Source organism: Cobetia sp. cqz5-12 (assembly GCF_016495405.1).
In the GTDB taxonomy this organism is placed as follows: domain Bacteria; phylum Pseudomonadota; class Gammaproteobacteria; order Pseudomonadales; family Halomonadaceae; genus Cobetia.
Genome location: NZ_CP044522.1, coordinates 2,292,589 through 2,315,726, shown reverse-complemented (window position 1 = coordinate 2,315,726; position 23,138 = coordinate 2,292,589). Strand labels below are relative to the sequence as shown.

Sequence of the window (23,138 nt, the reverse complement as noted above, 5' to 3'; positions counted from 1 at the left end):
GATCTTGTTGTAATGGTCAGGCTCTGATCGGTCATTCGGCATGCGACATGCCGTCTTCGCGGGGGATTCTTCACGTGCCAGGGACGGGACAGGCCCCTGGCACGCGACCCGCCCTCCGGCGGGGTCTTTCACTGGCAATGGAGGTGCGGTGCGACTCAGTCGCGCTGTTGCACGCCCGGCAGTACGCAGAGCATCTCGTAGAGCAGGGTCGCGCCCATCAGCGCGGTGTTGCCGCTGGTGTCGTAGGGCGGGGAGACTTCCATCAGGTCACCGCCGACGATATTGAGGCCACGTGCGCCGCGCACGATTTCCATGCCCTGGGGCATGGTCAGGCCGCCGGCTTCCACGGTGCCGGTGCCGGGGGCGACGGAGGGGTCCAGTCCGTCGATGTCGAAGGTGATGTACACCGGGCGATCGCCCATCATGTCACGCACTTCGGCCATCAGCGGGGCGAGTGATTTGAACCAGCACATCTCGGCGGTTTCCACGCGGAAGCCCTGCTGCCGGCACCAGTCGAAGTCATCGGCGGAGTAGCCGGTGCCACGCAGGCCGATCTGCACCACGCGGTGGCTGTCGAGCAGGCCTTCTTCCTGGGCGCGACGAATCGGCGTGCCGTGGGCGATGGGCTCGCCGAACATGTGGTCATTCACGTCGGCGTGGGCATCGATGTGGATCAGGCCGACCGGGCCGTGCTTCTTGGCGATGGCGCGCAGCACCGGCAGGGTGACGGTGTGGTCACCGCCCAGGGTGAGCGGCACGCAATCGTGGCTGAGCACTTCATCGTAGAATTTCTCGATGATGTCCATGCTCTTGGGCAGGTGGAAGGTGTTGATCGGCACATCGCCGATGTCTGCCACCTGCAGGCTGTCGAAGGGCGCGGCACGGGTGGCCATGTTGTAGGGGCGCAGCATGCGCGATTCATCACGGATCTGACGCGGGCCGAGACGCGCGCCCGGACGGTTGGAGGTACCGATGTCCAGCGGAATGCCGATGAAGGCGGCATCCAGGCCTTCTGCGGTTTCCTGAGCCGGCAGGCGCATCATGGTGGCCGGCCCGCCGAAACGTGGCATGTCGTTGCCGCCTAGTGGCTGATTGAATTCGCTCATCTGTCTCTCCAGGGTCTTGAGTCGCTCGCGATACGCTGACGGCGAGCGGGGTATTGTGATGGTTCGCCTGATCGCCTGGCCGGACGGTGTGATGAAAGCCGGCGATTCTCCTTGGCGCATACCCCAGCATTGCAGTAACCATGCCAACTTTCAGTCGATTGATTTTATTGGATTTTCTAAAGAGTTGGTTGTCGAGTGATTCATTTGTGGATCGCTCGTCCGCCAATACCGATTCAAAAATGGATCATTGATTCATTTGTGGATCGCATTCAGGCATCATCGAGACTGTCTCCAGCGCAGTGCGAGAAAGACCTGCTGGATAGAGCTGCTGAGAAGAACTGCTGGATAGACCTGCTAGAAAGAAGCCCAGAAAGCCTCGCCCGATTCACAGGCTCGACCATGAGGTGCCCGCCATGTCAGAGCTCGACCGTCAGATTCTCAAGACCATCATCGACACCGCTCACGATCACTACTTCTTGGTGAATGCGGATGGCCAGGTGATGGATGTCAGCCCCGGCGCTGCGGCGGTATATGGCATGACCCGCGAGGAGTTGTGTGCCGCCAACGTGCATGACCTGGAAGCCAGCGGGGTGCTCAAGCCCTCCATCAGCCTGGAGGTGCTGCGCACGGGGAAAACGCTGCAGATGATGCAGCTCACCGCCACCGGGCGGCGGGTGGTGGCGCAGGCGCATCCGGTTTTCGTCGCGGGCAAGCTTGAGTGCGTGGTCAGCCGCTCGATGGATCTCACCGATATCCAGCTGCTGCAGCAGGAATATGCCGTGCTCCAGCAGCGCTTCACGGATCACCTGCGCCGCAACTCGCGGGGCAGTGAGCTGGGCGGGGGGAGTGCGGGGGAAAGTGATTGGGGGGCGGTGGGGAGTGCGCGCTCCGGTGCCGAGCAGACCACCCATGACGCGCAGCAGCAGGGGCGTGCCCTGTGTGAGCAGGCCGCGCGTGAGCAGGCGGAGTGCGAAGACGCCGCGCTGGAACTGGGCGAGCTACAGGTCAAAAGCCCCGTGATGCGTGAGATAGCGCTGCTGCTCAAGCGGGTCGCGCCCACCAACGCCACGGTACTGATGCTGGGCGAATCCGGGGTCGGCAAGACGGCCTTCGCGCATCAACTGCATCGCTGGAGCCAACGCGCCGACGGCCCCTTCATCGAGGTGAACTGCGGCGCCATCCCCGAGAGCCTGTTCGAGTCCGAGATGTTCGGCTATCAAGCCGGTGCCTTCACCGGCGCGGGCAATCGCGGCAAGGCGGGCCTGATGGAACAGGCCGAAGGCGGCACCCTGTTTCTGGATGAAATCGGTGAGCTGCCGCTCGCCACCCAGACCAAGCTGCTCAAGGTGATTCAGGACGGAATGATCACCCGCCTGGGCGACACCACCACCCGCCGCGCCGACTTCCGACTGGTCGTCGCCACCAATCAAGACCTCGCCGCCCGCGTGGAGCAGGGCCAGTTCCGTCTCGACCTCTACTACCGCATCAATGTGCTCCCCGTCAGCCTGCCGCCGCTGCGCGAACGCCGCGAAGACATTCCCGCCCTGATAGAGCAACACCTCTCCCGCCTCAATCAACGTCACGGTCGCCGCAAACTCCTCGACGCCACCCTATGGCCCATCCTCATGCGTCAGGACTGGCTCGGCAATATTCGCGAACTGGAAAACTGGCTGGAACGCGCCTGGCTCAGCGCCCCCAGTGATGTCATCGACAGCGACTCAGTGAAAACACTGCTCAACACTTGTTCCACGAATAACGCTAATGGACTAGGCAATTCATTTGGCTTCAGTAATGACAAATCTAATGGAATAGGCGTTACTGAAAGTTTTCCCACTGCCGATACCTTACATAGTGACAAATCCCTCTCAGCGCCTACCGCTGAGGGGGCGGTAGCCATGCCAATACCCAAACTCGGCCCCAACGAAACCCTCAAGGAAGGCCTGGCACGCATCGAAGCACAATGGCTACGTGAGATGGCAGCGGAATTGCCCAGTACCTATGCGATTGCCAAGAGGGCAGGGATTAGCCAGCCGTCAGTAGTGAGGAAGTTAAAGTATATAAGCAGCTAAATTTCTCGTTAATGTTTTTGTTAAATGTTAGCCATCATTTGCATCAGGTCTAAGGCTTAAAAATAGGGGGAGGAATGAATAATCCTTTGAGTGAAGCTCCAAAAAAAGAAAAGTCTGGAAGTCAAACTTTTTCTAAATATAATTATCAATATCACTGGGCATTTTGTCGTGCCCTTCGTGAATATGAGCAAAATAACGAATTTGCTCTTTTTATAGAAGAGCATGAAGACGTAGTGTTAGCTAATTCGTTGAATGTTGAAGAAGCCACTTTTGAGTTTAGCCAAGTTAAAGAGGTTTCTTATAAATATACTGTAGATAGGTTGGTAAAGAAGGGGGCTAAATCACCAACTTCGGTAATTGAAAAGCTTGCTAACAATTGCTGTGGTAAGCCATATTCTTATAAAATTTCTAAAGTTTGTTTTGTTTCAACTGGCGAATACAGTTTTAGCTTGCATACTAATGACTATAGATTTGAGGAAATTGAGTATAGCTCGTTAAGCAAAGAAGAATCTCAAAAAATTAAAAATTCTATCAATAGTTTAGAAGAGGCAGATGCTTTTTGTGATAAGTTGGTTTTTATAATTCCAGATCTTCCAAGAAAAGGCTTTGATGAAGTTGTTATTGGGAGGATTAGCAATATTATAAGCAGTCAGTCTCCGCATTACAATTATAACTCTAGGAGTATCTATGATGTATTGATACGTGAAATGAATCGCAAAGGTGAGAATTATTTTGACTACTCGAAATGGGCAGACGCTCTTAAAAATAAAGCTATTACAAGCATTCAAATAGGCGATGTCTTTCATCGCCATGTAACTCGAGCTCCTGATGATATAATTGCTGATGGGGTCAAAGATATACTTGAAGAATCCTTTCAATTCACAGCACTTAGAAGAACAAGGATTCGCCATTGTTTTAATAGGTATTATGAAAAAAAGATAAGTAATAGAGATCCTTTTGTTGCCAGTATATCAGAAGAGATTTTGAGTTTTATCGCAGTATTTCCGGGGGACAAAGACAGTATTGCTCTCCTTGGTGATTACGTATATTGTAACTTGAGCGAAGCTTCTAAGGAGTTTTTCGATACTTATGATGATTACCTGGCTGCTTTAATTTGTGAAATCCTCTATAGGTTACAATATGAATGATATTGAGAGTTTATATAAAAATTTAATTCGAAGCTTAAGGATTGATGGTTATGAGCCGAATGTATTACAAAAACTTGATGATTATGAGTCGTGCAAAGGGGATAGCAGCGAAGTTCGACTTCTCAGAAAGCTACAATCTGATTCTTTCGGATCAAAAGAATAATGTTGGCAAGTCTTCGTTAGTAAAAAATATTTTCTGGTGTTTTGGGTGTGAGCCATATTTTGATGATAGGTGGAAAAGTCTAGATTGTGAGGTAGCTTTAGATTTTCGAATTGATGGTAAGATATTTTGCATACATAGATATAAAAACACCATCACTTTAATTGATGATATTGGTGTGAAACACAAATATACCACCATTGGGGGCGACTTTAGTAGTTACCTTTTAGAGCTTCTTAATTTTGATGCAAAGTTAAAGGTACGTGATGAAAAGCATTTGATTACCCCGCCTCCTGCATTTTATTTTTTGCCCTTTTATATTGACCAGAAAAAAGGCTGGTCAAACCTATGAGCTAGTTTTGACAAGTTACAACAATTTTCCGATTGGAAAAAAATAATTGTTGAGACTCATGCGGGAATACTTGATAAGCAATATTTTGCGATAACGGAGGAAATGTTAGATGGAGAGATTAGGATTGATAAGACTAATAAAGAAATAGAAAGATACGATACAGCTATATCGGTTATAAATGAAGGAGTGGAGTTAGCAGGTCTATCATTTGATATTGATGATATCGACGTTTTACAGCATGAAATAAATAATGATCTTGAGCCGTTGTGTCTGAAGAAAGAAATAATTATCGAGGAGCTTTCAGCTCTAAGAAAAGATAAAGCTCATATATCTTCGAGATTGAAGATTGCCAAAGGTTATTATTCCGAGGTAAATGAAGATTATGAATACGCTCAAAGCTTGAGTAATGAAATTGAATGTCCTACGTGCGGAGCCAGTTATAATAATTCGGTTGTGGAAAAGTTTACATTATATCAAGATGCAGACCAATTGCTTAGCCTGATTAAAAGGTTCGATAAGGAGTTTAGTGAAATAGTCGACCTGATAGCTGAAAAAAATCTTGAGTTGAATAATCTTAGCCATGAGCTCGAAAAGTTGAATAATAAATATTCATCTAAGATTGTAGATGATATAGAACCAGGGACTGCACTCTCATTACTGGCTTCAAAATTTTCCAGTAATCGTATAGGTAATAATAGGAAGCAGAAAGTTGATGTGATTGATAAAGTATTAAGAAAGAATAAAGAGTTAAAGGCAGAGCGGTTGGCTAATGTTAAATTAAAAAGAAAGCAAGTGAAAGACAGGTTTCAGTTAAGGTTTGGTGATTTCTTGTTTAAGCTTAAATCTTTCGGAGTAGATTCAAGCTCTGTGCCGTCTATACTAAGTTATAATAAGGTTCCAAACAGCGGGGGAGCAGCTGAATCTATTCGTGCTATGTTATCCTATTATATTTCTGTTTATAATATTGTAGATGAGTTTAGTGAGGAGGTGTTAGCTCCACTAGTGATCGATACACCTAATCAGCATGAGCAAGCAAATAATCATTATGACAATATTGTTGACTTCTTAATGACAGAATTACCTAAAGATTCACAGCTTTTTTTATGCAGTATGGATGATGTAAAGCTTGATCCATTGAAAGGGATTGGCAATGTTATTTATCTTGAGGATGAACGGTCTTTGCTTAAAAAAGACATCTATGAATTAGTGAGTGCATTTATTGCACTTAAAATAGACTTGTGAAGATCGTGCTCTAGCTTGCTACTCCATAAGTTTGAGGGTACGTTGAAAAGTCGGTTGCAGGGGCTTACAAAACTCGCTTATGAGTTATATTGTGAGTTTTAAATGACAGCGCAGTTAGTTATTTCCCTCCATCACCACCAAACTTCCCATCACCCCTTCACACAACGGCTTGATCTCGCTGAAGCCTTCCTCGACGGTAAAGTCCGTCTTGGCTTTGGCGTAGGCGGTGCCGTCGGCGGCGGGGTGGTAGCTGGTGCAGTGCAGGCGGATCAGCTTGTCATCGAGAAAGAGGCCGTATTCGCGGGTCTGCGAGGTGATGGGCATGCCCTGGTGTCGTTGTGTCATGGCGATATCGAACCAGTAGGCCTGTCGGTGATCCACTCGTGTCAGGCCGGAGTCGAGCATCTGGCTGTTGATGGGCGCCCACTGGGCCAGCGTATTGGTGGAGGCCATCACCTTGAGCTGCGCGTCACTGACGGTGTCACCATGCAGGTCATAGATCTCGAGGATGATCATGTCGGTGCCGGTACCGGCCTGACTCTGCCATTTCTGCACGATATGCGGCAGGCGACCCTCGGCGGCAGACCACGAGGCGGGCAGGTGCAGCGCGAGGTTGATGCCCAGCGACTTGGGATGGCCCTTGGTGTGGAACTGCTGGAAATAGCCGTCGTACAGCTCGTACACCGGCTCGATCTGATATTTGGTCGCCAGCAGAAATTCCTTGAACGGCGAGGGCAGATATTCCCCCTGGGCGCGCAGATGAATGGCTTCGATGAAGCGGGCCGCGAAGTCGCTGGTCAGCTTGTCGGTGGTCAGTTGCGAATCCAGTTCCTTCTTTATCTGACGGCGAATGCCATCCAGCACTTCGCGTGCGTGCTCCCGCCCCATCAGGGTGGCGAGGTTGTCCGCCAGACGATGGGTGATGTTCGGGAAGGCATTGTCGAAATAGGCGGAGGCAAGCTCTGCATCCGGCGCGAGGCCGGGGTACTCCTCGGCGATGCGTGACAGCGTGATGTCCTGGGCGATGACGAAGCCGTAGGTACTGCTCAGCGTGTTGATGACCTGAGGCGAGGAGCGAAACTGTGCCGCTTCGGCGCGTGCCGAGGCACCGGGAGTCATGAGACATGAGCCCAGGCTCAGGCCGAGCGTGAAGGCGGTGACGGCCAGCCCGGGAATTGCCCCAAAGGAGCGTATTACGGCAAACGCCATGCGTGACATCCTGTCAGAGTGCGATCAATTCAATCCTATCATCGGCTTACGATGACTTCTCGTGTGCTGGCGCTGTTCAGATGCCTAATCAGGCAGAAGTATCAGGCTGTGCGTCATGCGCCGCACGCGGTTTCCCTTCAGAGAGCAGCAGACAACGATGTCCAGACGACACCAGTATTCGGTTGATCTCGAGTGGACCGGCAATCGCGGCGATGGCACCCGCCATTACACCGCCTATGAGCGTGATTTCGTGGCCCGTGTCAGTGGCAAGCCGAGTATTGAAGGCTCCGCCGACCCTGCCTTTCGAGGCGACGCTGGTCGCTTGAATCCGGAAGACATGCTGGTGGCCTCCGTCTCGGCCTGCCACAAGCTGTGGTATCTGCACCTGTGTGCCGAGGCCGGCATTCGTGTCATGCGCTATCACGACCACGCCGAGGGCACGATGCAGGAAGGCGCGCCCGCCGCTGATGGCAAGACTCAGACAGAGAGCCAGGGCGAGGCGGGACGTTTCACCTCCATCGTGCTGCGCCCCGAGATCACGCTGGCCGCCGGTGACGATATCGCGCTCGCTCATGAGCTGCACCACAGGGCGCATGCGCTGTGCTACATCGCCAATTCACTGAATTTTCCGGTCAGCTGTGAGGCGGTGATCATCCATGAGTGATGTGTAGCAGTCAGCCTGCGTCAAATTGGCCGTGTCGGACTGACCGTGCCAGACCCCAAAAGGCCACCAGAGCAATCTGGTGGCCTTTTTTGGTTTCAGCGCTCTGTTTCTAGCATTGTTGTGCGCAGGATGAGGTTGAAGTCCCATTTCATGGGGCCTTCAAGAAGATACGTACGTACTTAATTATTTAAATAAATAACGAACGAAACAATAATGGCAACGCTTTTTTTATTAATTTACATCCCGTTGTAAAATTTTCGTTATGTGTTTTTGCGGTTAGGCGAGCATACTAAAATGCGCAAATGTACATAATAAATATTTATGTTTAAAATTCCTTGATTTGATTCCTTCGAGCTGTTTAGATGATGCCGCTTCAGTAAGTAATCCACATGGCTATTTCTGTTGAAGGGGTGTAGGTTTGGTTAAAAAATACGTTACGAGTGATGAAAGAGTTGATATGGTAAAAAGAAAAGAGCGAGGGGACAGTCTTCTGTCGATATCTCAAGCTACGGGCTATGGTGTGTCAACTGTTGAAAAACACTTAAAAAAAGCCGAAATGGAAAATTTGCATTTAAATCTTGAGCAAAGCACTGAACTAGAGCTCAAAAAAGCTAAAGAGTTAATTAAGAAGCTCAAGGGAAGAATCGCTGAGCTTGAAAAAGATTTGAGTGGTTATAAGATAGTGCTAAAAGCAGAATTTGGGAAGTGAGATAGCTCACGCCTAGAGGTCAAGTGTTAGATGTTTCCTGTAGCCCAATGCTGCCTTAACTAAAAAGGCCACCAGAGCAATCTGGTGGCTTTTTTGCTTTCAGCGTTTCACCGGCGAATCAGGAGAGTGGATCAACTGCGTGCGTTCACTTCCTCGATCAGCTTGCTGGAACCGGTAAGATCCGGCAGGCAGGCGCCGTCGGCGATCTTCGCCAGCAGCACGTCTTCCGCTTCTTGTACCTCGATGGCGTGGCTGGCGATGGCGGTGACTTCCTCTGGCGCCATGACGATGACACCGCTTTCATCAGCGAGGATGGCATCGCCCGGATTGACGACCACGCCGCCAATGCTGACCGGGACGTTGAGCGTGCCGCCGATTCCGGCGAAGCGGGTGGTCAGGGAGGCGACACCGCGACTCCAGACCGGGAACTGCTTGTCGCGAATGGTCAGTGCATCGGTGGCCATGCCGTCGATCACCACGCCTGCCACGCCGAGGCGTGAGGCGACCGTGGTCATCACGCCGCCCCAGCAGGCGCGGTGGCGATCGCCCTGACGATGGACGATGAGCACATCGCCCGGCCGCACCAGACGCATCAGGTGGTTGAGCAGGGTGCCATCTTCCGGCGGCAGCGAGACAGTGACGGCGGTACCGGCGATGCGTACTTCCGGCAGCATGCTGGCAATCGCCGGTTCGACGAAGCCGTGGGTGTGGAAGTGGCCGATGGTGGCCGTCTCGCACTGCATGAGCTGTTCCAGCAGCTCCGGCGCGACCTGGTCTGGCATGTCATTGAGTTGGTACATGAAAGTCTCTCGCTGTGGTCGGTCAGATCAGGCTGGGCAGGAAGGTCGTCAGCCACGGGGCCCAGTAGAGCATCAGCATCGCGAACAGGAAGCAGATGACGATCGGCCAGGCGGCGGCGTAGATGGTCTGCATCGGTGTCGCCGGGGCGGCGCCTTTCACCGCGAACAGATTGTAGCCGAAGGGCGGGGTCAGACTGCCCACCGAGATGTTGATCAGGAACAGCGTCCAGAACCACACCGGATCAAAGCCATACAGCTTGACCAGCGGCGCGTAGATGGGAATCACCACCATCATGAAGGCGATCTGGTCGATGAACATGCAGGCGATCAGCGGAATCAGCATCAGGATCAGCAGCATCCACACCGGGTCGAGATCCAGTCCGGTCACGCTGCTCACCAGCCCGCTGGTGGCGCCGGTGAAGCTCAACAGCTGCGAGAACAGCTTCGAGCACGCCAGGATCAGGATGATCATGGTGCTGACCTTGAGCGACGACATTACCGCTTCGCCCGCCATCTTGAAGGAGAACTTGCGGTAGTAGGCGGCGACCAGCAGTGAGCCCAGCACGCCGGTGGCGGCGGACTCGGACGGTGTGGCGATGCCGAGCAGAATCAGGCCCAGAACGGCGAAGATGATGATGGTGAACGGCAGCATGTTGATCACGGCGCGGCGCTTTTCCTGGGCCGTGCCACCTCCGCTTTCATCGACGGGCGGCGCACGGCGCGGGTCCATCGTGATGCGCACCTTCACATAGAGGATGAACAGCGCGGCCAGCAGGATGCCGGGCAGGATACCGGCGATCAGCAGGCGTGCGATGGAGACATCCACCATCGAACCGATGATGATCACCAACAGACTCGGCGGGATGATCGGCGCGAGGCTCGCACCGCCCAGGATCAGGCCGATGGAGAGCCTGTCGTCATAGCCGCGCTCCTGCATGGTCGGCAGCGCCGAGCGGCTGAGCATAGCGGTCACGGCCAGCGCCGAGCCGGACAGGGCACCGAACAGCGTCGAGAGGGCGACGACGAAGAAATAGAGACGACCCTTCATGCGGCCCATCAGGGCATCCAGCGAGTCGAAGATCACATCGATGGAGCCGGAGCGGAACAGCAGCTCCCCCATCAGCACGAACAGCGCGATGGTGGTCAGCGTCTCCGAGGTCATGCTGTCGTAGACACTGTTGGCGAACATGCCGAAACCGGCGGTGCCCATCAACCACAGCGTGCCGAGCACGTTGATGGTCAGGAAGGCGGCGAAGACGGGAATGCCGAGGGCGAACAGGCCCATCAGCAAGGCGATGGCCAGGCCCAGAGAGGTATACCATTCCATGACTCAGGGTCCTTTTCTGGTGTCGGCGGTCGCCGAGGGCGTCGCGCGGCTAAAGGCGTGACGCAGGAAGTACAGGGCGGCGCTGATCATCGCGTAGGCGATGAAGCTGGAGACCCAAACCTTGGGAATGTCGAGACCCATGGCGGTGGTGGTGTGGTAGCTGAACTGACGCAGGCTTTCCTGCACGCAGATCCAACCGGCCACGGCGCAGACGGCGCCGGTCACCAGGGCAAGGAGACGATCATAGACAGCGCGCGCGGCAGGGCCGAGGCGCTCCGGCAGCACGGTGATGGCGATATGGCCATGGGTGCGTGCCAGTTCCGGCGTTGCCAGCGAAATCGAGAGGCATAGCAGGTAGGCCACCATCGCGCCGGACCACAGGGTGGGTGAGTTGAAGAAGTAGCGCGCGATGACTTCCAGCCAGAAGCACAGGACGATGCCACACAAGGTGACACCGCCCAGAAGGAAGCCTGCTCGCGTCACGCCGTCATGCACACGTGCAAGCAGGGTTAGCATGGTGAATTCCTTACTCGCTGACGGTGGTCAGGTGCTTCTCGATCGCCAGCTCGCGCATGGCGGTCACGGCTTCCGGTGACTTGTCGATGCCCAGCTGCCAGATACCGTCGGTGACCAGCGCATCCAGACGCTCGGCGTCTTCCGGTGCGAATTCGGTGGGCTGCATGCCGGCTTCGTCCAGCGCCTTCCACTCTTCGACCGCCAGTTCATCCAGGATCGGGACAATCTCGGTTTCCAGCTCACGCCCTTCGTCGAGCAGCACTTGCTGCTGTTCCGGCGACAGGGTGTTGAAGGCGTTCAGATTCATCAGCACGAAGTTGTAGGTCTGACCGAAGGTCGGCTTGGAGTAGTAGCCGGCGACTTCCTGCCAGCCCATGTCCTTGACGCCATTCAGGCCCCAGGCGGCGCCGTCGATCACGCCACGGTCCATCGCGGAATAGACATCGCCACTGGACATCAGCACCGGCGTACCGCCCAGGCCCTTGGTGACGTTGGTATAGGTGGGGCTGCCGCGCAGACGACGGCCATCCAGACCCGGCGTGCCGGTGATCGGCTCCTTCAGCACGTACTGGAAGCCGTGGCTGCCCAGCGGCGGAATCGCGATCAGCTTGAGGCCCAGGCCGTTGTAGTGCTCATCGACCATGTCCCACAGGCCGGATTCACGTGTCTGTTCCGGGTTCACCGCCACGCCATCCATCGCGGCGCCGACGCCGGTGGTGTTGGTGTGATAGGCGGCGTGGGTATACAGCAGCTGGAAGACACCGGCAGCGACAGGCTGCAGCTGCTCGAAGGGCGGCACCACATCCGGGCCGGTCAGCTTGATGGTGAGGTCGGCGGCCTTGTTGGCTTCGACTTCCTTGATGAAGCGCTGAGCAATCTCGCGGGAGTAGGCGGTGGTCTGGTCGTAACTGGACAGCATGCGCAATTCGGTGGCCATGGACTGGGTGGCCGGGAGGAGCGCGAGCAGCGGGAGAAGAAGAGCGGGCTTGAGGGTTTTCATGACAGTATCCACGTTATCGTTATTGTGAGCGGGGCAGTGCATGCGGGACATCCCGTGACCCTGATGCTGAGTCGTAGAGAGGCATGCGGTACCTGTCCCTGCTTCTTGTTGTGATGGTACGCCTTCAATCTATGAGGCCCTCCCTTCGCGGTCAACGAATCATCAGCCTTTTGGGCTTTCAAATTTCAATACGCAGTATTTGCCAGATTTATGCAAGAAAATATGTGTGTATAGTGCGCTGACAAAAAGCGAGGGTTTCGAGGGTAAATAGGCCGCTTCATGGTAGAAAAGACCGTCAAGTCATCGCAAGGATGGCGGTCAGTCAATCGAGGAAATCCTTCTGAAGCCATCTGCTCGCTCAGCAAGCTGGTCAAGAAGATAGTCAGTAGAATGGCGGGCATGAAATCATCGAGTGACTGCTGCTGAACACAGGAAAGCCCCCGTTGCCGATGCTCACGAGAGGTCATCGGTCACGGGGGCTTTCGGTTGGTGCATCACTGTCTGAGGCGCACTGAGCGCCACTGTCATCTCAACCAGCCAGGTCGGCCAGTCAGTGCGGTAAGTCAGTGCGCCAAGTCAGCTTGGCCAGTCAACACGGTCAGTCAGCTCGGCCAGTCAGCGCGGTGCAGACTCGGTCGAGAGGCTCAGGCTCAGGCTCGGCTTGCGCAGTGCCAGCGGCATCAGTGCCAGCGAGACCGGCAGACCGATCATCACCGGGTGCAGGCCGAAGGGATGGCCCAGTACCTGCCATAGTACGGCGGTGGCCAGCCCGCCCCACATCATGATCACTCCGCCACGCGGGTCTGGCGTGCGACGGCACAGCGCGACCACCGTCGGCACCAGCACACCGCAGACCAGCATCGCGCTGCCGAGAATCCAGATATCGAGCAGACGCGGTGCGTAGAGCGCCAGGCCCAGTGAAATCAAGGACATGGCGACCACCGAGTGGCGGCTCATGCGCAGCATGAAGGCATCATCGCGGCCTTTCATGCGCGGCTTGATGATGTCGTTGGCAATCGACGACGCGCCGGCGATGAAGAACGAATCGGCACACGAGATGATGGTCGCCAGCAGCACGACGACCATGCTGACCATCAGCGGCAACGGCAGCGTGGTCTTGATGATGGCGTAGAAGGACAGGTCCGGATTGGCCACCGCGATATCCAGCCCCAGCCTGGCGAAGGCACCGATCAACACCACGGCAGCGCCGACCAGCAGCGTGAAGACGATGGCGACGGCGTAGCCGGTACGTGCCGCCTTGAGGCTGCGTGCGGCCCAGAAGCGCTGCCACAGGTCCTGGCGCACGAACTGATAGGCACCGATGGTCAGCATGTAGACCGCCAGTTCATGGCCGGAAATGCCGGTCAGGCTCAGGAAGTTAGGGTTGCCTTCGGGCATGGGCGCCGCACTGATGAACGCCCAGCTGCCGCTGGCGTAGTAGACGGTGACCAGCAGGAAGAAGATGCCGACGGTCTGCAGGGTGCCCAGGATGGCGTCAGACCAGATGACCGCCATCAGGCCGCCCAGCCATGTCTTGGCGGTCAGCAGTGCCCAGGTCAGCAGGATGCCCACCGGCAGCGCCAGGCCGAACACCAGCTTGAGCACCGTGGCCACGGCCACGAACTGCATGCCGGTGATGGCCGCGTAGGCGCACAGGATACTGAGCAGGGTCGGCACCCTGACGCCTTCGCCGAAGCGACTGACCAGGAAGTCGGCCAGCGTCACCATGGTAAGGCGCTCGCCTTCGGCGTGGATCTTGCCGATGAAGAAGTACAGCGCGATGCCCGCGAAGGTCATGCCCACCGGCAGCCACAGCTGGCCCATGCCGAAGGTGTAGCCCTTGGAGACGAAGCCCAGCAGGGTAGAACCGCCGACGGCGGTACCGATCAGCGTACAGATCAGCGGGAAGGTCGAGGTGGAACGGCCTGCGACATTGTAGTCATCATAGGTCTCGATGCGGCGGAAGAAATACAGCGAAAGCCCCATCAGAAATACGCCGCATGCTATGATCATTATCGAGAGAATGAAGGTTTCTCGGGTATCGAACATCGTCGTGTTTTCCGCTTTATTGATATTGTATTGATCGTCATTGCCGTCTTGAGCGAGAGGGAATATATCACTCGAGGGCAGACGTTGGTGACGCGGTGCAGACTTTATTACCATCTGGCGTGCCGCCGAGAGTGCGTTTCATTGTCCTCTTGCCGGCCGCGCCACTTTCGGGACAGGAACAATCGCCATGCGACCCATCCATGACACGCTGGACTGGAACCTGCTGAGAACCTTCATCGTCATCGTCCAGGAGGAAAGCGTCAGTCGGGCCGCGGCGCGTCTCTACCTGTCACAGCCAGCGGTGAGTCTGTCACTCAAGCGTCTGGAAGAACGTCTCGGGCAGCGACTGATCGAACGTGACAGCCATAGCTTTCGCGTGACGGGGGCGGGGCAGGTGGTCTATCGCGAGGCGGTGGAGATCTACGCCAACGTGGCGCGTCTCGCCTCTGAGGTGGGCAACAGTCATACGGAGATTTCCGGGCATGTCTCGCTCCTTTTCATTACCGGCATCGAATGCCGATTCCTTGATAGCGTGTTCGCGCGCTTTCATCGCTGTTTTCCCCAGGTCACCTTCTCGATCCAGGAGATGTCCAGTCACGAGGTGCAGCAGGGCCTGTTGCAGCGCCAGGGTGCGCTGGGCATCTGTCTGGCCCAGCAGACCCCGGAGCCACTGATGTCCCAGGTGCTGGCGCGCCAGAGCTACCGCTACTTCTGTGGTCGCATGCACCCGTTGTTCGGTCAGCAGAATCTACCGCTGGAGGCGCTGCGCAATGAACGTTATGTCTCCTTTGGCAGTGAGCAGCTCGATGGCGTGCTGTCACCGCTGGCGATGTTCCGCGCCCGCGAGGGCTTGCAGGGCCCGGTGATCGGTCAATCCAGCAGCCTGCAGGAAATCCGCCGCATGGTGCTGGCCGGCTGGGGCATCGGCTGCATGCCGGAACACACCGTGCGGCGCGAGATCGACGAAGGGCAGCTGTGGCCCTTGCCACCCTATGGGGGCGTGGCCGATATCGACCTGCATCTGATGTGGCACCGCGAAGCGCGTTTCAGTGCCGCCGAATCCACCTTCGTCGACTTCCTGCACAACGCGCTGGCCAAGGTGCCGCTGGAAGAGCGTCTGCATCGTGGGCTGGAAATGCAGCTGCCGGATGCCAATGCCGTGCTGGCCAGCGACGGCGCACCCGCTACTTGATCCACCGCTGGCGCTCGATCAAGGGCTTGCTCTCAAGCCCGTCTTGAAGCCCGCCCTGATGCGCGTTTTGAATGGCCCGCGCCGCTGTCACCAGAGAGTCCGGGTGGCAGCGGCGCTTCGGGGTCGACCCTCGGGGGGCGACCGACGGTTCAATAGGCCAGATTGATCCAGGTGGTCTTCAGATCGGAGTACTTGTCCAGCGCGTGCAGTGACTTGTCACGCCCGAAACCCGACTGCTTGACGCCACCGAAGGGCACGCTGATATCGCCATCGGCGTAGCAGTTGACCCACACCAGCCCCGCCTTCAAACGTCGCGAGACACGATGGGCACGCGCCAGATCCCGCGTCCACAGTCCAGCGCCCAGCCCGTAGATGGAATCATTGGCCAGTTCGATGGCCTCTTCCTCGCCGCTGAAGCGGGTCACGCCGAGCACCGGGCCGAAGATTTCCTCGCGCATCACGGTGCTGTTCTGGCTGCCTTCCACGATGGTCGGCTCCAGATACCAGCCACCGGCGGTGGCGTCGCTGGGCGCGATGGCGCGGCCGCCCTGATGCAGCGTCATGCCTTCCGCGAGTGCCGTCTCGACGAAGCCGAGCACCTTCTCGTGGTGGTCCGCGCTGACCAGTGCGCCCATGCGCGTGGCCGGATCGAGCGGGTCACCGGCCGGCATGGCGCGGGCGCAGGCGATCAGGCGCGGCATGAACTCATCGAAGATGGCCTCATCGACATACAGGCGCGAACCGGCGATGCAGACTTCGCCCTGATTGATGAAGATGGCGTCGGCGGCGGCGCGTGCGGCCTGGTCGAGATCCGGGCAATCGGCGAACACGATATGCGGTGACTTGCCGCCGCATTCCAGCCACACCCGCTTCAAGTTGGAGTCGCTGGCGTAGCGCATGAAGCGCTTGCCCGTCGCGGTAGAGCCGGTGAAGGCCAGCGCATCGACTTCCATGTGCAAGCCAAGCGCCTGACCCGCCACCGCGCCGAGGCCCGGCGTGACGTTGAAGACGCCCGCCGGAAGGCCGGCTTCATCAGCGAGTGCTGCCAGACGCAGCGCGCTCAGGCTCGAGGATTCGGCCGGCTTGAGTACCACGCTGTTGCCCAGCGCCAGCGCCGGCGCGAACTTCCAGGAGGCAATCATCAGCGGGAAGTTCCACGGCACCACCGCCGCGACCACGCCCAGCGCTTCACGGGTAATGGTGGCGTGCACGTTCTCGCCGGTGGGCGCGATCTCGTCGTAATGCTTGTCGATGGCCTCGGCGTACCAGTCCACCGCGCGCGCGGTTTCCACCAGATCAAAGCCCAGGCTGTCGCCGATCGGCTTGCCCATCTCCAGTGTCTGCAGCAGCGCCAGTTCTTCGGCATTGTCGCGGATCAGCTGCGCAAAGCGCTGCAGCACGGCCTTGCGCGCCTGGGGCGACTGGCGCGACCACACGCCGGAGTCAAAGGCACGCCGCGCCGCCATCACGGCGCGGTCGATGTCCTGCTCGGTGCAGGCGGTGACATGCGCCAGCACGTCGCCGGTGGCCGGATTCCAGGCCGGGAAGGTGTCACAGCCGGTGCTTTCCACATAGGCACCGTCGATGAAGGTACGCGTCTCGAAGGTCAGCTCTGCCGCGCGCTGCTGCCAGTCGGCATGGGTCAGCGGAGCGGCAGGGGTCGAAGCAGTGGCAGCGCTCATTGGGCGTTCTCCGCGGTGGTGGTGTTGGCGCTGTCGGCGAGAGAGCCGCGGATGACGACACCGGCGCGCTTGAGCATCGCCAGCAGCAGCACATTGGCACCGGCTTCGAGATCGGCAGGCTCGGCGTTCTCGCTCTCGTTGTGGCTGATGCCGTCTTCGCAGGGCACGAAGATCATCGCTACCGGATTGATGCCGGCGATCTGCACGGCGTCGTGACCGGCACCGGTTTCCATGTCGCGGAAGCTGAGGTTCAGCTCCTGACTTGCACTGCGCACCATCTCGATCAGTTCCGGCGCGAAGGGCGTCGGCGGAATGTGCTGCACTTCGATCAGTTCGACATCGACGCGCTGCTTGTCGCTCTGGTTGGCGGCGTGATGCTTGAGGCACAGCGCCTTGAGCTGGTCGTGCATCTCGGCCAGTACCGCCGGTTCCAGGTGGCGCAGGTCGACACTGAAGCGCACCTGGCCCGGAATCACGTTGCGCGAGTTGGGATGCACATTGAATTCGCCACAGGTGACGCGGCCATTGGGCTGGTAGGCATCGGCCAGTGTCAGGATATCGCTGACCAGCGCGCAGGCGGTCTTGAGCGCATCGCGGCGGTAGGGCATCGGCGTCGGGCCGGCGTGGGCTTCCTGACCGCTGACTACCACGTCGAACCAGTGCAGACCCAGCGAGCCGGTGACGGCACCGATGGTGATCTCTTCCTGCTCCAGCACCGGGCCCTGCTCGATATGCGCCTCGAAATAGGCGCCGAAATCATGGCTGCCCACCGCCACGTCGCCGGCATAGCCGGTGCGCTCAAGCGATGCGGCAACGCTGTCGCCGTCACGGTCGGTGGCGGCCAGCGCCTTCTCCAGCGGGATCAAGCCCGCATGCACGCCGGACCCCATCATCACCGGCACGAAGCGGCTGCCTTCCTCGTTGGTCCAGATCACCACTTCCAGCGGCGCTTCGGTCTCGATGCCGTGTTCATCCAGCACGCGCATGACCTCAAGGCCAGCCAGCACGCCGAAGCAACCGTCGAACTTGCCGCCGGTGGGCTGGGTGTCGATATGGCTGCCGGTGGCCACCGGTGGCAGGCTGTCATTGCGGCCCGGACGACGGGCGAAGATGTTGCCGATCTCGTCGACGCGCAGTGTCAGGCCGGCGGCCTCGAGCCAGCCGGTGACCAGCTCGCGGCCGGCGCGGTCTTCTTCGGTCAGGGCCAGACGGCAGTTTCCGCCCTTGGGCGTGGCGCCGATCTCGGCCAATGTCATCAGCGCGTCCCACAGGCGCTTGCCATCGACGCGCAGGGCGAGGGAGTCCAGCACGTCTTGAGTCGCTTGAGTTGTGGATGTGCTCATGTCAGATACCTGCCTTGTCGTTGCGTGTCAGAGCGTCTTCGCGGATGCCGCTCAGCAGCTTGCCCGGGGCGATACCGTCCGGGTCATAGCGCAGCTCGATCAGGGCCGGCAGACGCTCGCGGTCGGCGAATTCCAGCGCGCGCGTGAAGCTTTCCTCGAAGTCCTCGTCCTTCTCCACCACCTGACCGAGGCCGCCGTAGGCGGTGACCAGCGCCGCGAAGTCCGGATTGGTGAAGGTCAGTGCGATCTCGCGGCCCGGGAAGTCGTTTTCCTGGTGGGCACGGATGGTGCCCCACATGCCGTTGTTGAACACCAGCACTACGATGCCGAGGCGGTACTGCAGCGCCACGCCCAGTTCCTGCAGGTTCATCTGGAAGCAGCCATCACCGGCGTAGCAGACGGCGGGGCGCTCCGGGAACTCGAGCTTGCTGGAGATGGCGGCGGGCAGGCCATAGCCCATGGAACCGACGGTCGGAGCCAGCGAACTGCCCAGGCCACGGAAGCGCACATAGCGGTGGGCGTAGAGCGCGTAGTTGCCGGCGCCGACGCTGATGCAGCCCTTGCCATCGAGAATGCGATCGACGGTCAGGCTGACCTTGTCCAGGCTCAGCGGGCCCGGCGACGGCTGCTCTTCCAGCGTGGCCAGATAGGCGGCGCGTGCCTCGCGGGTGATGTCAGACCAGCGCGGTGCGCTGTCCGGTGACAGGGTGGAGAGCGCCAGTGAGAAGCCGTTGACGTCGGTATTGATGGCCAGCGTCGGTTGATAGACACGGCCCAGCTCTTCCGGGTCTGCGTAGATGTGCACCAGCTTCTGGGTCGGCACCGGTGACTGGATCCAGCTGTAGCCTTCGCTGGTGGCTTCGCCGATACGGGTACCGACGGCGATCACCAGATCACTCTCGACCAGCTGCTGGCGCAGTGCGTCATGCATGCCCATGCCGACATGACCGGCGAATTGCGGCAGTTCCGCATCCACGCACTCCAGACGGCGCCAGGCGACACCGGTGGGGATATCGAAGCGCTGGGCGAAGCCTTCCAGCGCGACCTGGGCATCGCGGGTCCAGCCGCTGCCACCGACCAGCAGGAAGGGGCGCTCGGCAGTCGCAAGCAGGCGCTTGAGCTTATCCAGCTGCGGCTGACCCGGGTAGGTGGCCAGACGCGGGTGCGGCTTGACGTCCGCGACCTGCGCCTCGCCCCACAGGGTGTCTTCGGGCAGTGCCAGCACCACCGGCCCCGGACGACCGCTGCGCGCCACCTGATAGGCACGCGCGATGTATTCCGGAATGCGCGAGGTGTCATCGATCTGCGCGACCCACTTGGTCATCTCGCCGAACATGCGGCGGTAATCGATTTCCTGGAAGGCTTCGCGCTCGATGAAGTCGCCACCGACCTGACCGATGAACAGGATCATCGGCGTGGAATCCTGATAGGCGGTGTGTACGGCGATGGAGGCGTTGGTGGCGCCCGGGCCACGGGTGACGAAGCACACGCCCGGCTCGTTGGTCAGCTTGCCGTAGGCCTCGGCCATATAGCCCGCGCCACTTTCCTGGCGGCAGACGATGGGCTCGATGGCACCCTTGTGCTCATTGAGCGCATCGATGCACGGCAGGTAGCTTTCGCCCGGCACCAGGAAGACACGCTTGGTACCGTGCAGACGGATCTGGTCGACGAGGATCTGCCCGCCATTGCGCAGCGGCAGGGTGGAAGCGGAGGAGGTGTTCGCGGCCTGAGTCATGGGAGTGCTCTCGTTGTTGTTGAGAATTCGATGTTGAGAAATCGGTACTGAGAAACGGTGTTGAGAAATCGGTGCCTTGAAGCGGCAATGAATTAGGTGCGGGGCTCGTCAGGGAAACCCTCAGCACTGAGATGCGTTGCTGTCGACGGGCATCAGGTCTGCGTCCCACCAGCGGGCATCGGGTCAGCGCCGCGAGCGGGCATAAGGTCATAAAGCGCTTCGAGCTGTTCGGGGTGGATGACGCAGCGTGCCTTGAACCCCTGCTGGTTGGCCCAGTGCTGGTCGGTGCCCAGCCCGTGCTGCCAGCGCCATGGGCCATCGATGGCCAGTCGTTCATGGCGCTGGCAGACCTTCGCCAGTCGCTCGCGCCACGGCTTGAGCGTCTCGGTGATGATGGCGACGGGCAAATCCGGCATCAGTCCGAGATCCGCGGCCAGATCCCCGGTACCGATCAGCGCACCCAGCAGGCGTGGCGTGTCATCGCCCGGGGCAAGCAGTTCCTCGGCGGCCAGCAGTCCGGCCTGGCTTTCCAGCGTCGCGACACTTTTCAGGCAAGCCTGTGGCAGGCCATGCAGGTCTTCCTGCTCGGCGAGGGCGTCATCCAGAGCTGCCAGCTGGGCGCGTTGCTCGACGGCGGGCAGGAAGATGGCGGCAGGAGTCCCGGTGGAATCGCCCAGGGCGGTGCTGATCAGTTCGGCCAGCTCGTCATGTCCGCCGTGCGTGAGCCGGTTGAGACGCACGCACGGCCATATCTCGAGGGCACGGGCGCGTCTGGCGAATTCGGCGAAGCGGCTGATGGCAAGCTCGCGTCCGACGGCCGGGGTGAACTCCTCGAGATCGACCACGATGGCATCGGCACCGCTGGTGAGCGCGGCTTCCAGTCGTGCAGCGTCATCGCCGGGCACGAAAAGCCAGCGCTGCGGGAGGGGCTGAGTGGCAAGAGAGGTCATCGCTCAGCCCTCCATCAGGTTGGGCAGGAACAGCACGAGTTCCGGAATGAAGGTGATCAGCATCAGCACGGTCAGCATCGCGCCCAGCATCAGGCCCAGCGGACGCAGCGAGTCGCTGACGTTGATCCCGGCGATGCGACACGCGGCCATCAGGTCGATGCCCAGCGGTGGCGTGTTGGCACCGATGGCCAGATTGACGGTCAGCAGCACTCCGAAGTGCACCGGGCTGATGCCGTATTGCGCCAGCAGCGGCATCACGATGGGCGTCACGATGATGATGATCGCCACGCTTTCCATGAAGGAACCCAGCACCAGCAGCACGGCGGTCAGCAGCAGCAGGACGCTGATGCGGCTGTCGGTGAATTCGCCGATCAGCTGGGCGATGGCCTGCGGCACCTGCTCGTAGGTCAGGCCCCAGGCGAACATGCCAGCCGCACCGATGATCAGCAGGATGGCGCCGGTGGTTTCGGCGGTCGCGCGGACACTGTCCAGGAAGCCGCGCCAGGTCAGACTGCGATAGACACAGGTACCGATGATGATGGCGTAGAGAATCGCGGAGGCGGCGGCCTCGGTGGGCGTGAAGACCCCGAAGCGGATACCGCCGATGATCATCACCGGCACCATCAGCGCCGGCATGGCACTGAGTAGGGCGCGGCGACGCTCGCCGGGCACACGGGCCGCGACACCGCCCGACCAGCCATGCTTGCGTGACATGTAGAGAGCGACGCCGACCAGCGCGACCGTCAGCATCAGGCCGGGGATGATGCCGCCCATGAACAGCTGGCCCACCGAGGTGTTGGAGGTGGTGCCGTAGACGATCATCACGATGCTGGGCGGAATCACGGTGCCGATGGAGCTGGCGGTACCGACCAGCGCACTGCTGAAGCCCTTGTCATAGCCATTGCGGGCCATGGTGGGCAGCAGCATGCTGCCGATGGCGATCACGTCCGCCACACCGGAACCCGACAGCGCGCCGAACATCATGCAGGCCAGCACCGCGACCACCGCCAGGCCGCCGCGGATATCACCGACCATCGCCATGCACAGTCGTACCAGGCGCTCAGTGAGGCCAGCGCGATTCATCAACTGGGCGGCGAGCACGAACAGCGGGATCGCCAGCAGGGTGAAGCTTTCCATTCCGGCCACGAATTGCTGCGCCGAGACCATCATGGGCGCGGCACCGAAGGCCAGCAGATAGAAGAGGGCCGACATCAACAGCGCGAAGGCGATGGGAATGTCGATGAGGATGCCGAGCGCGAATACGCCGAGCAGAGCCAGGGCGCCGAGAGTCATGGGGCATCTCCTTGGCGAGAGGAAGCGTTGTCAGGCGCAGTGGCATGCGTCTCGTGAGCCTCGGCTCCGATCGCTGAAGGGCTCAACAGATGCTCAAGCTGGACGAGTGCCATCGCGGTGCAGCACAGCGGCACGGACAGATAGACGATGCCGGCCGGAATCTGCAGCGCGGTGGTGGTCTGGCGCATCGTGATGGCGGTCAGGTCCATGCCTGCCTTGGCCAGCAACACCAGCATGATCAGGATCATGGCGTCAGTGATGCGTCCGGTGATGCGCTGGATACGCACCGAGCGCACCAGCAGCGGCAGCAGGCCCGCACTCAGGTGAGTGCGGTTGCGGGTGCAGGACACCGCGGCCAGCAATGTCGTCCAGACCAGCACCAGCTGCGGCAATTCCTCTGCCCAGTGCGGCGGCTGACCCATCACCCAGCGCATGAAGACGGTCCAGATCACCAATGCCGACAGGGCGGCCACGCCGCTGGCAGCCAGGGCCAGACAGCCCCGGCAGCTCCAACGTGAGAGGGTGATCATCAAGGTACGCACGGCACACAGCACTGCCAGCGGCTTGACGGAGGGAGAGGCGGAAGACATCG

The 23,138-nt window shown here is 58.7% G+C and carries 20 protein-coding genes; 7 read left to right on the top strand and 13 right to left on the bottom strand.

Going from position 1 to position 23,138, the window contains the following annotated elements; all coding sequences use genetic code 11:
* Positions 1–155: 155 nt before the first annotated feature.
* Entirely contained in the window at positions 156–1,106 is a 951-nt protein-coding gene (speB, locus tag F8A90_RS09760; protein ID WP_077376000.1) for an agmatinase, read from the bottom strand.
* A 413-nt stretch (positions 1,107–1,519) separates the two neighbouring features.
* On the opposite strand from speB, the gene F8A90_RS09755 reads away from it, so the two are divergent.
* From F8A90_RS09755 to F8A90_RS09740, 4 genes are all read left to right on the top strand, one after another.
* Complete coding sequence (locus tag F8A90_RS09755; RefSeq protein WP_233593268.1) at positions 1,520–3,175, top strand: sigma-54 interaction domain-containing protein; 1,656 nt, start codon at positions 1,520–1,522, stop codon at positions 3,173–3,175.
* A gap of 74 nt (positions 3,176–3,249) precedes the next feature.
* A complete protein-coding gene (locus F8A90_RS09750; RefSeq protein WP_200016865.1) occupies positions 3,250–4,323 on the top strand; it encodes a dsDNA nuclease domain-containing protein in 1,074 nt (357 codons plus the stop codon).
* A 50-nt stretch (positions 4,324–4,373) separates the two neighbouring features.
* Positions 4,374–4,835, top strand: a complete 462-nt coding sequence (locus F8A90_RS09745; protein ID WP_200016864.1) for a hypothetical protein — start codon at positions 4,374–4,376, stop codon at positions 4,833–4,835.
* Between the two features lie 102 nt (positions 4,836–4,937).
* Positions 4,938–6,077: a hypothetical protein gene (locus tag F8A90_RS09740; RefSeq protein WP_200016863.1), complete on the top strand. Its 1,140-nt coding sequence runs from the start codon at positions 4,938–4,940 to the stop codon at positions 6,075–6,077.
* Between the two features lie 114 nt (positions 6,078–6,191).
* On the opposite strand, the gene F8A90_RS09735 is transcribed toward F8A90_RS09740, so the two are convergent.
* Positions 6,192–7,286, bottom strand: a complete 1,095-nt coding sequence (locus F8A90_RS09735) for a hypothetical protein (protein ID WP_200016862.1) — start codon at positions 7,284–7,286, stop codon at positions 6,192–6,194.
* Positions 7,287–7,443: 157 nt separating this feature from the next.
* Here F8A90_RS09735 and F8A90_RS09730 point away from each other — a divergent pair, with 157 nt between their 5' ends.
* Together F8A90_RS09730 and F8A90_RS09725 are read left to right on the top strand one after the other, a co-directional pair.
* Positions 7,444–7,950 carry an OsmC family protein gene (locus F8A90_RS09730; protein ID WP_200016861.1) on the top strand — a complete coding sequence of 169 codons (507 nt, stop codon included), beginning with the start codon at positions 7,444–7,446 and terminating at the stop codon, positions 7,948–7,950.
* 457 nt (positions 7,951–8,407) lie between these two features.
* Positions 8,408–8,659 carry a hypothetical protein gene (locus tag F8A90_RS09725; protein ID WP_200016860.1) on the top strand — a complete coding sequence of 84 codons (252 nt, stop codon included), beginning with the start codon at positions 8,408–8,410 and terminating at the stop codon, positions 8,657–8,659.
* Positions 8,660–8,790: 131 nt separating this feature from the next.
* On the opposite strand, the gene F8A90_RS09720 is transcribed toward F8A90_RS09725, so the two are convergent.
* The 5 genes from F8A90_RS09720 to F8A90_RS09700 form a co-directional block, all read right to left on the bottom strand.
* Complete coding sequence (locus tag F8A90_RS09720) at positions 8,791–9,459, bottom strand: RraA family protein (protein ID WP_233593267.1); 669 nt, start codon at positions 9,457–9,459, stop codon at positions 8,791–8,793.
* 22 nt (positions 9,460–9,481) lie between these two features.
* Entirely contained in the window at positions 9,482–10,786 is a 1,305-nt protein-coding gene (locus F8A90_RS09715; RefSeq protein WP_200016859.1) for a TRAP transporter large permease, read from the bottom strand.
* Positions 10,787–10,789: 3 nt separating this feature from the next.
* The gene (locus F8A90_RS09710) at positions 10,790–11,302 is read right to left on the bottom strand and encodes a TRAP transporter small permease (protein WP_200016858.1); all 513 of its coding nucleotides are present in this window, start codon (positions 11,300–11,302) and stop codon (positions 10,790–10,792) included.
* Between the two features lie 10 nt (positions 11,303–11,312).
* Positions 11,313–12,302, bottom strand: a complete 990-nt coding sequence (gene dctP, locus F8A90_RS09705; protein ID WP_166018217.1) for a TRAP transporter substrate-binding protein DctP — start codon at positions 12,300–12,302, stop codon at positions 11,313–11,315.
* 615 nt (positions 12,303–12,917) lie between these two features.
* Positions 12,918–14,288 carry a sodium:solute symporter family protein gene (locus F8A90_RS09700; protein ID WP_200016857.1) on the bottom strand — a complete coding sequence of 457 codons (1,371 nt, stop codon included), beginning with the start codon at positions 14,286–14,288 and terminating at the stop codon, positions 12,918–12,920.
* Positions 14,289–14,538: 250 nt separating this feature from the next.
* On the opposite strand from F8A90_RS09700, the gene F8A90_RS09695 reads away from it, so the two are divergent.
* A complete protein-coding gene (locus F8A90_RS09695; RefSeq protein WP_166018213.1) occupies positions 14,539–15,543 on the top strand; it encodes a LysR family transcriptional regulator in 1,005 nt (334 codons plus the stop codon).
* 149 nt (positions 15,544–15,692) lie between these two features.
* On the opposite strand, the gene F8A90_RS09690 is transcribed toward F8A90_RS09695, so the two are convergent.
* From F8A90_RS09690 to F8A90_RS09665, 6 genes are all read right to left on the bottom strand, one after another.
* Positions 15,693–17,225: an aldehyde dehydrogenase gene (locus tag F8A90_RS09690; protein WP_200016856.1), complete on the bottom strand. Its 1,533-nt coding sequence runs from the start codon at positions 17,223–17,225 to the stop codon at positions 15,693–15,695.
* Positions 17,222–18,568 carry a Zn-dependent hydrolase gene (locus F8A90_RS09685; RefSeq protein WP_200016855.1) on the bottom strand — a complete coding sequence of 449 codons (1,347 nt, stop codon included), beginning with the start codon at positions 18,566–18,568 and terminating at the stop codon, positions 17,222–17,224. The genes F8A90_RS09690 and F8A90_RS09685 overlap by 4 nt, the downstream gene beginning before the upstream one ends.
* 1 nt (position 18,569) lies before the next feature.
* Positions 18,570–20,303 (bottom strand): thiamine pyrophosphate-binding protein, encoded by a 1,734-nt coding sequence (locus tag F8A90_RS09680; RefSeq protein WP_200016854.1) that lies wholly within the window; start codon positions 20,301–20,303, stop codon positions 18,570–18,572.
* 152 nt (positions 20,304–20,455) lie between these two features.
* The gene (locus tag F8A90_RS09675) at positions 20,456–21,253 is read right to left on the bottom strand and encodes an aldolase/citrate lyase family protein (protein WP_200016853.1); all 798 of its coding nucleotides are present in this window, start codon (positions 21,251–21,253) and stop codon (positions 20,456–20,458) included.
* A 3-nt stretch (positions 21,254–21,256) separates the two neighbouring features.
* Positions 21,257–22,546 carry a TRAP transporter large permease gene (locus F8A90_RS09670; RefSeq protein ID WP_054556959.1) on the bottom strand — a complete coding sequence of 430 codons (1,290 nt, stop codon included), beginning with the start codon at positions 22,544–22,546 and terminating at the stop codon, positions 21,257–21,259.
* Positions 22,543–23,136 carry a TRAP transporter small permease gene (locus F8A90_RS09665; RefSeq protein WP_233593266.1) on the bottom strand — a complete coding sequence of 198 codons (594 nt, stop codon included), beginning with the start codon at positions 23,134–23,136 and terminating at the stop codon, positions 22,543–22,545. Before F8A90_RS09665 ends, F8A90_RS09670 begins: the two co-directional genes overlap by 4 nt.
* Positions 23,137–23,138 lie beyond the last annotated feature (2 nt).